Here is a 12,396-nt window from a genome sequence, read left to right on the forward strand (position 1 = left end):
GCGCCGGTGGCCCGCGCCGTGGCGCGCGTCCCTCGTGCAGGTGAGTTGAGAGCGGCCGCAAACGGCTCCGTTTTGGCATGCTCCTACCCGTCGACAAGCTTCACCCTCACTCTGAGCCACCAAAAACCTTCAGTTCCAAGGTCATTGAGGGTGGCGAACCATGCAGAAACGTGCCTGTCAACGCGTGCATATGCACCCGGACCGACCACCCCTCAGAGCCCTAATATCGGCTCGCCATGACAGCAGCAGGGAAGCATCAGGTGAGCCGGACCGAGAGCACCCGGCGGGTCGGCGGCCGACAGGGCCGGGCCGGCATCAGAGACGTGGCCGCCGCGGCGGGCGTCTCCATCACAACCGTCTCCGACGCGCTCAATGGCAAGGGGCGGCTGCCGGACGCCACCCGCCGCCACGTCCGCGAGGTCGCCGACCGGCTGGGCTACCGCCCTTCCGCAGCGGCCCGAACCCTCCGTACCGGCAAGTCCGGCCTCATCGGCCTGACCGTGACCACGTACGGGGATGAACCTTTCACCTTCACCGAATTCGCGTACTTCGCCGAGATGGCACGGGCCGCCACCTCCGCCGCGCTGGCCCGTGGCTACGCCCTCGTCATCCTCCCCGCCACCTCACGACACGACGTCTGGTCCAACGTGGCCCTCGACGGCACCGTCGTGATCGACCCCTCCGACCACGACCCGGTCGTCAGCGAGCTGGTCCGCCAGGGCCTGCCCGTGGTCTCCGACGGCCGCCCGGCCGGCACCCTCCCCGTCACCGCCTGGGTCGACAACGACCACGAGGCCGCCGTCCTGGGCCTGCTCGACCACCTCGCCGCCGCCGGCGCCCGCCGCATCGGGCTGCTGACCGGCACCACCACCGACACCTACACCCGGCTCTCCACGACCGCCTACCTGAACTGGTGCGAACGCGTCGGCCAGGATCCCGTCTACGAGTCCTACCCGGCCCACGACCCGTGCGCCGGCGCCGTGGCCGCCGACCGGCTGCTCGCCCGGCCCGACCGGCCGGACGCCGTCTACGGACTCTTCGACCCCAACGGCACCGACCTGCTCGCCGCCGCCCGGCGCTACGGCCTGCGCGTGCCCGAGGACCTGCTCCTCGTGTGCTGCAGCGAATCCACCGTCTACGCCAACACCGAACCGCCCATCACGACCCTCTCCCTCAAACCCCGTCGGATCGGCACCGCCGTCGTGCAGCTGCTGATCGACGCGATCGAAGGGGTCGACACCGGACGCCCCGTGGAACAGGTCGTCCCGACCGAGCTGATCATCCGCACCTCCTCGCAGCGCAGGACACCCCGGACCACCGTCAGCCCGCCCCGCTCGCCGGCCCAGGACTGACCGCCGTACCCACCCCAACGGCGGGGCCATCGGCCCCGCCGAGGATTCAGCAACACCCAAATCGGGAGAAAACAGCAGGAAGGATCGGCTCCGGACAGGATTCACCACCCCTGGTGCGTCACAGAGCGCGAGCCGCATTCCTATGATGGGCGCACGACATCACGGACCCTCCACCCAGGAGGCAGAGGGTCCGCAGGTGTACGGCAGCGCGACGGTGGTGGAGGGGTCGATGACTCAGGGGGCCGGTCAGGGACCCGCGATGCGGACGGACACGCTGCGGGACTTCCGGGTGCCGGTCTCCGAACCCGCGCCGTACGCCGTGTCCGCCGGACTGCCCGGCGAGAGCCCGGTCTACGGCGAGTACCCCGCGTACTACGCCGAAGGCGCGCCCGCGGACCCGCGGCCCGGGTACCCGCCGGAGCCCATGGGGCCCCCGGCGCCCGGCCCCGTCGGCTACCCCGGGACGGAGACCGTCCCGCACCAGCGGCCCTCCGCCCACGCGGAGTTCCCCGCCGCGGACGATCCGGACGACGGCTACACGCCCACGCAGCGCGACCTGCCCGTCATCGGGCGCGCCGCCGTCTCCGGCGGGCCCGGTGACACCGTCCAGGTCCACTACGTCCCCCAGGAGGCCCCGGCCGCCGGTCCCGGGCCCCTGTACGTCGTCGGCGACGTCCACGGCTACCTCGACGAGCTCGTCACGGAACTCCAGGCCCAGGACCTGATCGACGCCGACCGCCACTGGTCCGCCGGGAACGCCCGGCTCTGGTTCCTCGGCGACTTCACCGACCGCGGCCCCGACGGCATCGGCGTCATCGACCTCGTCATGCGGCTCTCCGCCGAGGCCGCCGCCGCCGGCGGCTACTGCAAGGCCCTGATGGGCAATCACGAACTGCTGCTCATCGGCGCCAAGCGGTTCGGCGACACCCCCATCCAGTCCGGTGCGGGCACGGCCACCTTCCAGGCCGCCTGGCTCCTCAACGGCGGCCAGCGCACCGACATGGACCGGCTGGAGGACGTACACCTGCAGTGGATGTCCCGGCTCGACGCGGCCACCCTGGCGGACGGACACCTGCTGCTGCACTCCGACACCACCGCCTACCTCGACTACGGCGACTCCATCGAGGACGTCAACGACACCATCCACGAACTGCTCAACCGCCACGACGCAGACATCACGTGGGACCTGTTCAGGAAGTTCACCAAGCGCTTCGCCTTCCGCGACGAGGAGACCGGTCCCGGAGCCGTACGGGAGCTCCTCGGCACCTACGGCGGCGGACGCGTCGTCCACGGCCACAGCCCGATCCCCTACCTGCTCGGCGAGGTGGGCACCGAGGACGGCGACGAGTCGCACGGACCGGAGGCCGTCGACGGGCCGCACGTGTACGCGGACGGCCTGGCCATCGCGATGGACGGCGGCGTGACCATGGAGGGCAAGCTGCTCGTCGTTCAACTACCTCTGAGCGACTGAGCGTTCTCGGAGCGGGGTAATTCAGCAAAGCCCCTGTCACCGCGTGGCAGGGGCGCTCTACCATCGCTCTATCCGTAGCAGGCTCTCCTCCGTTTGTGCCGGCGCCCGGGTCTACGCGGGCAAACCGGCTTGTACGGAGCACAGGGGGATGCACATGACCAGCGCTCCGCACCTGCTGACCGAAGACCGACCCGAGTTCGACCGGCTCCTCGACGAAGCACTGCGCACGGCGGACGAACGGCCCGAGCTCGCCACCCTCGGGGAACGACTGAACGCCGAACAACTGCGCACGATGGCGCTGAGCGCCAGCGCACTGCTCACCGCGGCTGCCGCCGCGGAGTACGACCACTACGTCAAGGTCCGCGAAGAACTGCGCGAAGGGGCCCTGACGGCCTCCGCGAGCGGCATCGAGGACGGCACCGACCAGGAGGACGGGGCCGGCGCGAGCGCCGTGATCGCCGTCCTCGCGCCCGTCCTAGCGGGCACCGCCATGCTGATCTTCCTGCTGGTGGGCTACAGCCTGAAGATGATCGATCCCGAACCGGCCTTCGCCAGAACGATGCTGACGGCAGGCTGGCTCTTCGGTGCGCTGACCGTGGCCGCCCTGCTCTTCGCGGTGATCGGGCTCCTCGTGACCGCGATACGCAACAGCTCGACGGAGGTGGCGGCCGAGGAGGCCGTGCCGATACCCGACGAGCTCTCCCGGGCCCGCGAGGCCTGGCGCAACGCGCTGCTGGAGCGCGGCATCATGCCGTTCCTGCGCGACGCGCTCGCCGACCCCAGTGCCGGGTCCGGCTACCCCGTACCGCGCACGCCGGGGGCCGGGCGCATCCCCAACCTGGGATACACCCGGCCCGACTTCACCAGCCCCGGACCACGCTCACAGGGCTCCAGGCCCGGCTACACACCCCCGGACTTCACCAGCCCCGACTTCGGCGGCCCGGAGCACGAGACGGAGTAGACCGGCTCCGGGGAACCGCACCCGGCCGATGTTTCACGTGAAACCACGCACCGGAGGTCCGTTGCCCGCCGTCCGGCGACGGGTACCGGACGGCGGAGGCGCCCGACTACCCCGCGGCCCGGTCCTGCAGCGCCCGTCGCCGCTGAGAGGGGTCCGTCAGCGCAGGCGCGCGCCAGACGCCGTCCGGGTGGTAGAGGTTCACGCCCGGTGCCACGATCTCGTCGATCCGGTCGAGCACCGCATCGTCGAGGACCAGACCGGCCCCCTTCACCAGGGACTCCATCTGCTCCATGGTGCGCGGTCCGATGATCACCGAGGTGACCGCGGGGTGCGCGACGGGGAAGGCGACCGCCAGCTCCGGCAGCGTGCAGCCGATCTCCTCGGCCAGCGCGACGAGCTGTTCCACGGCCTCCAGCTTGGCGACGTTCACGGGGATCGCCGGATCGAAGCGCGCCGGATTCAGCGCCGCCCGCCCCGAGGTCAGGTCGACGGGCCGGCCGAGGCGCTGCTTCCCGCTCAGAAAACCCGAGGCCAGCGGGCTCCAGGTCAGCACGCCCATCCCGTAGCGGCGGGCAACCGGCAGGACGTCGGCCTCGATCCCCCGCGCCAGGATCGAGTACGGCGGCTGCTCGGTCCGGAAGCGGTGCAGCGCCCGCCGCTCGGCGACGTGATGGGCCTCGACCAGTTCCTCGGCGGGAAAGGTCGAGCACCCGAAGGAACGGATCTTGCCCGCCGTGACGAGGTCTCCGAGGACGGACAGCGTCTCCTCGACATCGGTCGTGTGGTCCGGGCGGTGCACCTGGTAGAGGTCGATCCAGTCGGTGTCCAGCCTCCGCAGGCTGTCCTCCACGGCCCGGACGATCCAGCGCCGCGAATTGCCGCTGCGGTTGCGGCCCTCTCCCATCTGGAAGTGGACCTTCGTGGCGAGCACGACGTCGTCGCGACGCCCCTTGAGCGCCTTGCCGACGATCACCTCGGACTCTCCGGCGGAGTACATGTCCGCGGTGTCGACGAAGTTGATGCCCAGGTCGAGCGCGGCATGGATGATCCGCCCGCACTCCTCGTGATCGGGGTTCCCCACTGCCCCGAACATCATCGTTCCGAGGCAGTGCGCACTCACCTCGATGCCGGTCCCGCCCAGATTTCGGTATCGCATGGTCATGCGGCCGCACTCTAGGAGCTGGAGCACACTCCAGGGCAAGACCGCTCCACCGGTCAATCAAATCCGTGTTTTCCGGACACGCCCTGCTCCGGGACGCTGCACACCCGGCACAACCGCCTTACGGAGAAAGAATTCTGACGGTACGCCGATTACTTCTTCGGCGTCAGACAGAGCACGAACTTCTCGTTGTCCAACTGCTGCGCGAGCGCGTCGAATCCGTCGCCGCAGACATTGATGTCGAAGGTGTCGTCGACGACCTTCGACACGGTGTGCGTGGCCTTGCCGTCACCGCAGCCGACCGTGTCGACCGACGGGTTGTTGGCACTGCCGGTGACCGTGACGCAGTCGCCGACCTTGGCGTGCACCGGCCCGTTGATCGCTTCGCCGATGGCCACCTTGACGATCGCCAGAACGATGATCAGCGCGAGAGTGCCGAGCAGCGAGAGCACCTTCTTGCGCTTGCTCTTCTTGGGTGCTGCTGCCGCTTCCTGTATGGCCTCGCCGTACGGGAAGGGAGTCGCGGCGAACGCCTCGGGCGACGGCTGGGCCTGGGGGTTCTGCGGGGTGGTCATGGGATCCTCTGATGTGCGTAGCGTGGGGGGGGTCGTGCTCGCCGAACCCTACAGACACACAATTTCCATGTTCCCGACAATCGCTGCGATTTCAAGCCGCGCGTTATTCAGGTGAAATGCAAAGACTCGCCAAACGAGTTGATGCATCGGCGTCGCGGCTCTCCGGCAAAGCGTCGGACTCCCTCACCGGCTCCGAACGGCTTCAGCCACGCAGCTGGTCGACCACGGCCAGGAACACGAAGAAGTTGGGGACTTTGTGCACCGGGGTGTTGGACCAGGCCAGCAACTTGCCCGACTTCCCCACGAACACCACGCCGTTCTTGACCTCGACCCGCTCCACCGCGCTCCACGGCAGGCTGCCCCGTTTCGCGGTCGCCATCCCATGGGCGTTCACCGCCACGTCACCGAACCGGACGGTGTCGCCGCGGCCCACCAGATCGAGCGCTCTCGGCAGCTGCGCCCTGGTGATCTCGTGCTGAATGGCGGCTCCCCAGACCTCCGGGTCCGCGTAGAAACCCGTCAACTGGATCGTGGAACCGTCCGGCTTGAACAGCGTGTACAGGTAGCTCGTCCCGACGTACACACCGTTCGCGTAACGCCTGGTGATCTGCTGGAGCACCGATACCGAGTCCCACCGGAACGCGACCGGACGGTCACGATCGCTCACGATGAGCCCGTGGTCGAAGCAATGGATGCGCTTCGCGGCTTGCTTGCTGTTGAAGTTGGGCGTCTGCAGGAGCCGCCAGATGAAGAACAGACCGGGCAGGACGAAGGCGAGCAGTCCCAGGAGGCTGAAGAAGACCATCCCGATGACGGCCCACATGCCCGCCCGCTTCGGGAGGAAGGACGCCCGCAGTTCTCCCAGCCCTTCGGAAGCCGCCAGGTCCAGGACCTCGCCGGGAAGCTGCTCCTGGACCGGACGGGACTGTACGCGTTGCACTGGCGCCTCTTTCATGCCGGAGAAAACCGCAGGTCGGCCGAGTGGGCCACCGGATGCTACTGGCAACCGACCGCGAACGACAGGGGCGCCCGAAGTGCCGTCCCGAGAAGCAACGGCCTCCCGGGACGGCGTTCGGCACGAGGTCAGTCCGCCAGGGGCAGGTAGACCCGGTTGCCGGCGGCGGCGAACTCGGCGGACTTCTCCGCCATGCCCGCCTGGATCTCCTCGGCCTTCAGGTCACCGCCGTGCTCGCGGCGGATGTCCTGGGAGATCTTCATCGAGCAGAACTTCGGACCGCACATGGAGCAGAAGTGCGCGGTCTTCGCGGGCTCGGCCGGAAGGGTCTCATCGTGGAACTCGCGGGCCGTGTCCGGGTCGAGGGCCAGGTTGAACTGGTCCTCCCAGCGGAACTCGAACCGCGCGTCCGAGAGGGCGTCGTCCCATTCCTGGGCGCCCGGGTGGCCCTTGGCCAGGTCGGCGGCGTGAGCGGCGATCTTGTAGGTGATCACGCCGGTCTTCACGTCGTCCCGGTTCGGCAGGCCCAGGTGCTCCTTGGGCGTGACGTAGCAGAGCATCGCGGTGCCCCACCAGGCGATCATCGCCGCGCCGATGCCCGAGGTGATGTGGTCGTACGCGGGCGCGACGTCCGTGGTCAGCGGGCCGAGCGTGTAGAACGGCGCCTCCTCGCAGATCTCCTGCTGGAGGTCGATGTTCTCCTTGATCTTGTGCATCGGGACGTGGCCCGGGCCCTCGATCATGGTCTGCACGTTGTGCCGCTTGGCGATCGTGTTCAGCTCGCCCAGCGTCTTCAGCTCGGCGAACTGCGCCGCGTCGTTGGCGTCCGCGATGGAGCCGGGGCGCAGGCCGTCACCGAGCGAGTAGGTGACGTCGTAGGCCGCGAGGATCTCGCAGAGCTCCTCGAAGTTCGTGTAGAGGAAGTTCTCCTTGTGGTGCGCCAGGCACCACGCGGCCATGATCGAGCCACCGCGCGAGACGATGCCGGTCTTGCGACGGGCGGTCAGCGGCACGTAGGGCAGCAGCACGCCGGCGTGGACCGTCATGTAGTCGACGCCCTGCTCGGCCTGCTCGATGACCGTGTCCTTGTAGATCTCCCAGGTCAGGTCCTCGGCACGGCCGTCGACCTTCTCCAGCGCCTGGTAGAGCGGCACGGTGCCGATAGGGACGGGGGAGTTGCGCAGCACCCACTCGCGCGTGGTGTGGATGTTGCGGCCGGTGGAGAGGTCCATGACCGTATCGGCGCCCCACTTGGTCGCCCAGGTCATCTTGTCGACCTCCTCCTCGATGGAGGAGGTGACCGCGGAGTTGCCGATGTTGGCGTTGACCTTCACCAGGAACCGCTTGCCGATGATCATCGGCTCGATCTCCGGGTGGTTCACGTTCGCCGGGAGGACCGCGCGGCCCGCGGCGATCTCCTCGCGGACGACCTCGGGGGAGACGTTCTCGCGGATCGCGACGTACTCCATCTCCGGGGTGATCTCGCCCCGGCGGGCGTACGCGAGCTGGGTGACGGCGGCGCCGCCACGGCCGCGGCGGGGCTGGCGGGGCCGGCCCGGGAAGACGGCGTCGAGGTTCTTGAGCCCGCCACGCGGCGAGGTGTGCTTGATGCCGTCGTCCTCGGGGCGCACGGGACGTCCCGCGTACTCCTCGGTGTCGCCGCGGCCGATGATCCAGTTCTCTCGCAGGGGCGGCAGGCCCCGGCGCACGTCGGTCTCGATCTGGGGGTCGGTGTACGGCCCGGACGTGTCGTAGAGCGTGACGTCCTTGCCGTTGGTGAGGTGGACCTGGCGGACCGGCACCCGGATGTCCGGGCGGGAGCCCGCCAGGTATCCCTTGTGCCAGCCGGGCTGGCGCTCGGTCTGGCCGTCGGCGTCCTGGCTGACGGCAGGCGTGCGTGCGTCCTGAATGGTCATGAGACCTGATCTCCCTACGCCGGCATTACCCGGTAACAGGTTCGGCGGTCGGCGCAGCCTCTTCCCGTACGCATTTTCATGCGCGTACGGTGATCAGCGCCCTCTCAGCCCGGTGCTCCGAGCTCCCGCGTTGTGCAAAGTAGCCCCCACGCTAGCGTCATCTGTGGCGTGCTGAACAGTGGGCCCCCTCATCTCTTGCGATGATCTGCCGGTGACGTCCTTGCCGCAGCCCCCCACCACGCCCACGGACCCCCACAGCCCCACCGGTCACGATCACGCGTCCCACGGACATGCGACCGGCGGCTCTCCGGGCGGCCACAGCCATGGCCACAGCCACGGCCACGGTCCGGCCGCCCCGGTCTCCAAGCACCTGCGCAAGGTGATCGCCGCCGTGCTGATCCCCTTCGCCGCCGCCGTCTTCGTCGGCATGGCCGTGCTCTGGCCGGGCGGCGCCCCCGCCCACGAGCGCACCGGAGTGGGCTTCGACCGCCAGACCCAGCAGGGCACGGTCGTCGCCTTGGCGAAGGTCGACTGCAAATCGGTGAACGCCTCCCAGGTACCGCCCACCGGCGACACCTCCACCCCGGAGGGCCGCGAGACGCAGGCCGCGCAGACCGGGGAGTGCAAGAAGGCGACGGTCGAGGTCGCCAGCGGACCGGACAAGGGCCGGGCCTTCTTCGAGATCGTCCAGCCCGGCGCCCCGCGGCAGTTGGAGAAGGGCCAGGAGGTGGTGGTCGCGTACGCCCCGGACGCGCCGCGGGACCTCCAATACTCCGTCGTCGACGTGAACCGCAAGCTGCCGCTGGCCCTGCTGGCCGGGATCTTCGCCCTGGCGGTCGTCGTGGTCGGGCGGATGCGCGGGGTGTTCGCGCTCGTCGCCCTGGTGGTGAGCTTCGCGATCCTGACGCTGTTCATCCTGCCCGCGATCCTCCAGGGCTCGAACCCCCTGCTCGTCGCCGTCATCGGAGCCAGCGCGATCATGCTGATCGCCCTCTACATGTGCCACGGCCTGACGGCCCGGACCTCGGTCGCCGTCCTCGGCACCCTCGTCTCGCTGCTGCTGATCGGGCTGCTGGGCTCGCTCTTCATCGACTGGGCCTTCCTGAGCGGCAACACGGACGACAACACCGGGCTGATCCACGGCCTCTACCCGCACATCGACATGAGCGGTCTGCTGCTCGCGGGCGTGATCATCGGCTCGCTCGGCGTCCTCGACGACGTGACCGTGACCCAGACCTCCGCGGTCTGGGAACTCCACCAGGCCGACCCGGCGATGGGCCCGCGCGGCCTGTACCGGGCGGCCATCCGGATCGGCCGCGACCACATCGCCTCGGTCGTCAACACCCTGGTGCTCGCCTACGCGGGCGCCGCGCTGCCGCTGCTCCTGCTTTTCTCGATCGCGAACAGCAGCATGGGATCGGTCGCCAACAGCGAGCTGGTCGCGGAGGAGATCGTGCGCACCCTCGTGGGCTCCATCGGGCTCGTGGCCTCCGTCCCCGTCACCACCGCGCTCGCCGCGCTGGTGGTCTCCGCCGACCGGACGGGCCCGTCGGCCGCCGCGACGGTCCCGCAGCCCGCCCGCGGCGGCCGGGGCCGCCGGCGCAAGCGCTGAGGGAACGCCGGATCAGCCGGCGTTCTGCTCGTTCTGCCGCGCCTCGGCCAGGATCTTGCCGAGCTCCACGTCCAGGTTCTCCTCGAAGTCGCCGAGGTCGCGCTCCCGACCGAGCGGAACCAGCCGGTCCGTACGGTCGAGGAAGGCGACGAGCGGCGCCGCACTCGCGCGGAACAGGGCCCGGTCACAGCCCACCTGGAGGCGGATGTGGACGTCGGACAGCTCCTCGGGGTGGGTGGGGGCGATGTGCACATCGCCGTCGCCGCACGCCTTGTTGATGCCGTCGAGCAGCAGTTCCCGGCCGAACGCCCAGGTCACGGGGGCGTCTCCGGGAAGGTGGAAGGTCAGGCGCACCGCGTAGGGGTCACGGGCCTCGTATCCGAGTTCCACCGGGATCCGGAACGCGAGCTCCTCGGAAACGAGGAAGCTCATCATGACCTCTGCCTGTACCGACTCGCGCATTGCCTACCCCGCTGTAGTGGAAGTGGCCAGGAATGTCCCCCAAGGCCCACTTGACAAGAGTGGTGTAAGCGATGGCAGATCACAAGGAGTGAGTTTTCAGATACTGATAGAGAACGAAAGGGTGCTCAACAGCGCGCCTACTTCACTCCGTAGCCGATCGACCGCATAGAGCAACTTGTCCTGCTGGTGCAGGGGGAGGGAAATCGCCATGGTCGCGGCGGTGTCGCCGGCGGTGATCGGAATGGCCGCGCACACCGTCCCCAGGGAGTACTCCTGCCGCTCCGTCACGGGCTGCATCCGCTCCAGGGACCCGATCCGCTCCTCCAGCGCGCTCACGTCCCGCACCGTGTAGGGGGTGATGCTCTCGACCGGATGGCGGTCGTAGTAGTCCCTGCGCGTCTTCTCGTCGAGCTGGCCGAGCAGGCACTGCCCGATGGCGTGCGCGTGGCCGGTCTCGCGGAAGTCGGCCCACTCCTCGCACGCCGGGCGGGCAGGGGTGTCCGAGACACCCACGACCTCGATCTCACCCTCGCGGTAGACCGCGAAGTAGACGGGGGCCCCGACCACGTCGCGGAAGTGCGCGAGCGAGTCGAGGATCATGCTGCGACGTTTCTGCTGAAGTCCGCCGCCCGCCAGCCGGACGGCCGCCGCGCCGAGGACGAACACACCGCCCTCCCGCCGCAGATAGCCCTCGTGGGTCAGGGTGCGCAGCAGGTGGTACGCCGTGGGGAGCGGCAGCCCGGCTTCCCGCGCCAGCTGCTTCGCCGGGGCTCCCCCGCTGTGGGACCCCGCCGCTTCCAGCAACCTCAGCGCCCGCTGCACCGAACCGATCAGGGTCGGCACACCGACGTTGTGAACCGAAGCCAAAGCTCACCCCCAGGCGTGGCGGCGGACCTCGGGGGAGCCCGCCCTGCGGGGTCCGCCCCCGCGTGCACCGTGGCTCCTGGGGTTGTCGCCCGGCGGCCGCTCGACGTGACCGCCTCTTCGGAGCAGGTGTACGGGCTGCCCGTGCCCAGGAAACAGCACGGATTGTCACTCTAACCACCGGTTACCGGCGAGTGGGCGGTTTGCCCACTGCCGTTCCCCCGCCTGGGTCAATCGCGGTACCGCTCCCGGGTGGTACGTCCTACCAGTCGCCCGCGGAGGACTTCGAACCGCTGCCCGTGAACTTCTTGACCGCGAAGATCAGGCCACCGACGAGGGCGACGAAGAGCAGGGCCTTGAAGACGAAGGCGATCAGCGTGCCGATGATGGTGGTGATCACTCCGCCGAAGACGAAGATCGCAAGCAGCGGTACCGCGACCCACTTGACCCACCAGGGCATGCCCGCGAATGCCGCTCGGATGCCGTCCATGTCGCTACCTCTTCCTCGTCCGTGACTTCCTGCTCCGATGCTAGGAGCGCACGGTGCGGCGCGGGGGCCCGCGAGCCCTCGGAACCCCCTGATCCGCCCCCCTAGGGGGACCGGGCCCGCGACCCTCACCCGGCGGCCGGCCGACCCGCCGGTCCGCCGGCCCGGTCCGCCGGCCGACCCGTCGGTCCGGCGCCGTCAGCCCTCCGGCGGGGAGAAGACCACCATCACCTTCAACGGCTCGGTGATGTGGTGGAACTTGTGCGGCACCCCGGCCGGTACGTAGACGACGCTGCCGTTCGCGACCGTCGTGGTCTCCTCCCCGACCGTGATCGAGGCCCGTCCGCTGACCACGAAGTAGACCTCGTCCTGCCGGTGCGGCTGCTGCGGATCGCTCTGGCCGGCGTCGAGGGCGTACAGCCCGACCGACATGTTGCGCTCCCGCAGGAACTGGAGGTAGGCGCCGTCGTTGGCGGCCCGCTCCGCTTCGAGCTCGTCCAGCCTGAAGGCCTTCATCGTTGCCGTTCCCCTTGCCCTTGCTCGGTGGTGCCGTGGGATCCGCTGATCTGCCGATGTCCCACC

The 12,396-nt window shown here is 69.4% G+C and carries 12 protein-coding genes; 4 read left to right on the top strand and 8 right to left on the bottom strand.

Features of this window, described 5'->3' with window-relative positions:
• The first annotated feature begins 236 nt into the window (after positions 1–236).
• The 3 genes from SLAV_RS18830 (at position 237) to SLAV_RS18840 (ending at position 3,784) form a co-directional block, all read left to right on the top strand.
• A complete protein-coding gene (locus tag SLAV_RS18830) occupies positions 237–1,352 on the top strand; it encodes a LacI family DNA-binding transcriptional regulator (RefSeq protein WP_030225284.1) in 1,116 nt (371 codons plus the stop codon).
• A gap of 214 nt (positions 1,353–1,566) precedes the next feature.
• The gene (locus SLAV_RS18835; RefSeq protein WP_030225282.1) at positions 1,567–2,823 is read left to right on the top strand and encodes a metallophosphoesterase; all 1,257 of its coding nucleotides are present in this window, start codon (positions 1,567–1,569) and stop codon (positions 2,821–2,823) included.
• Positions 2,824–2,971: 148 nt separating this feature from the next.
• A complete protein-coding gene (locus tag SLAV_RS18840; protein ID WP_030225280.1) occupies positions 2,972–3,784 on the top strand; it encodes a membrane protein in 813 nt (270 codons plus the stop codon).
• Between the two features lie 106 nt (positions 3,785–3,890).
• Here SLAV_RS18840 and SLAV_RS18845 read toward each other — a convergent pair whose 3' ends face one another.
• From SLAV_RS18845 to thiC, 4 genes are all read right to left on the bottom strand, one after another.
• Positions 3,891–4,940, bottom strand: a complete 1,050-nt coding sequence (locus SLAV_RS18845) for an aldo/keto reductase (protein ID WP_030225278.1) — start codon at positions 4,938–4,940, stop codon at positions 3,891–3,893.
• A 155-nt stretch (positions 4,941–5,095) separates the two neighbouring features.
• Positions 5,096–5,518 (bottom strand): LppU/SCO3897 family protein, encoded by a 423-nt coding sequence (locus SLAV_RS18850; RefSeq protein ID WP_030225276.1) that lies wholly within the window; start codon positions 5,516–5,518, stop codon positions 5,096–5,098.
• 202 nt (positions 5,519–5,720) lie between these two features.
• Positions 5,721–6,458, bottom strand: coding sequence for a DUF6585 family protein (locus SLAV_RS18855; protein WP_030225274.1), 738 nt, complete (start codon positions 6,456–6,458; stop codon positions 5,721–5,723).
• A gap of 143 nt (positions 6,459–6,601) precedes the next feature.
• Positions 6,602–8,389, bottom strand: coding sequence for a phosphomethylpyrimidine synthase ThiC (gene thiC, locus SLAV_RS18860; protein ID WP_030225272.1), 1,788 nt, complete (start codon positions 8,387–8,389; stop codon positions 6,602–6,604).
• Positions 8,390–8,600: 211 nt separating this feature from the next.
• Between thiC and SLAV_RS18865 the strand changes: the two genes are divergently transcribed.
• Complete coding sequence (locus tag SLAV_RS18865; protein WP_037686167.1) at positions 8,601–10,001, top strand: YibE/F family protein; 1,401 nt, start codon at positions 8,601–8,603, stop codon at positions 9,999–10,001.
• 12 nt (positions 10,002–10,013) lie between these two features.
• Here SLAV_RS18865 and SLAV_RS18870 read toward each other — a convergent pair whose 3' ends face one another.
• The 4 genes from SLAV_RS18870 to SLAV_RS18885 all read right to left on the bottom strand — a co-directional run bounded on the left by SLAV_RS18870 (position 10,014) and on the right by SLAV_RS18885 (position 12,330).
• The gene (locus SLAV_RS18870; RefSeq protein ID WP_030225266.1) at positions 10,014–10,463 is read right to left on the bottom strand and encodes an SsgA family sporulation/cell division regulator; all 450 of its coding nucleotides are present in this window, start codon (positions 10,461–10,463) and stop codon (positions 10,014–10,016) included.
• Between the two features lie 96 nt (positions 10,464–10,559).
• Entirely contained in the window at positions 10,560–11,306 is a 747-nt protein-coding gene (locus SLAV_RS18875) for an IclR family transcriptional regulator (protein WP_234333377.1), read from the bottom strand.
• Positions 11,307–11,589: 283 nt separating this feature from the next.
• On the bottom strand, positions 11,590–11,808 hold the full coding sequence (locus SLAV_RS18880; RefSeq protein ID WP_030225260.1) for a DUF5326 family protein: 219 nt from the start codon (positions 11,806–11,808) through the stop codon (positions 11,590–11,592).
• A gap of 204 nt (positions 11,809–12,012) precedes the next feature.
• Positions 12,013–12,330 carry a cupin domain-containing protein gene (locus SLAV_RS18885; protein WP_030225259.1) on the bottom strand — a complete coding sequence of 106 codons (318 nt, stop codon included), beginning with the start codon at positions 12,328–12,330 and terminating at the stop codon, positions 12,013–12,015.
• Between the last annotated feature and the right edge of the window lie 66 nt (positions 12,331–12,396).

It is taken from the genome of Streptomyces lavendulae subsp. lavendulae, assembly GCF_002803845.1.
Lineage (GTDB): Bacteria > Actinomycetota > Actinomycetes > Streptomycetales > Streptomycetaceae > Streptomyces > Streptomyces lavendulae.

Excerpts from the sequence above, each read along its gene's own strand:
- SLAV_RS18830 (WP_030225284.1), top strand. The coding sequence starts at position 237 with ATGACAGCAGCAGGGAAGCATCAGGTGAGCCGGACCGAGAGCACCCGG.
- SLAV_RS18840 (WP_030225280.1), top strand. The coding sequence starts at position 2,972 with ATGCACATGACCAGCGCTCCGCACCTGCTGACCGAAGACCGACCCGAG.
- SLAV_RS18845 (WP_030225278.1), bottom strand. The coding sequence starts at position 4,940 with ATGCGATACCGAAATCTGGGCGGGACCGGCATCGAGGTGAGTGCGCAC.
- SLAV_RS18850 (WP_030225276.1), bottom strand. The coding sequence starts at position 5,518 with ATGACCACCCCGCAGAACCCCCAGGCCCAGCCGTCGCCCGAGGCGTTC.
- thiC (WP_030225272.1), bottom strand. The coding sequence starts at position 8,389 with ATGACCATTCAGGACGCACGCACGCCTGCCGTCAGCCAGGACGCCGAC.
- SLAV_RS18870 (WP_030225266.1), bottom strand. The coding sequence starts at position 10,463 with ATGCGCGAGTCGGTACAGGCAGAGGTCATGATGAGCTTCCTCGTTTCC.
- SLAV_RS18885 (WP_030225259.1), bottom strand. The coding sequence starts at position 12,330 with ATGAAGGCCTTCAGGCTGGACGAGCTCGAAGCGGAGCGGGCCGCCAAC.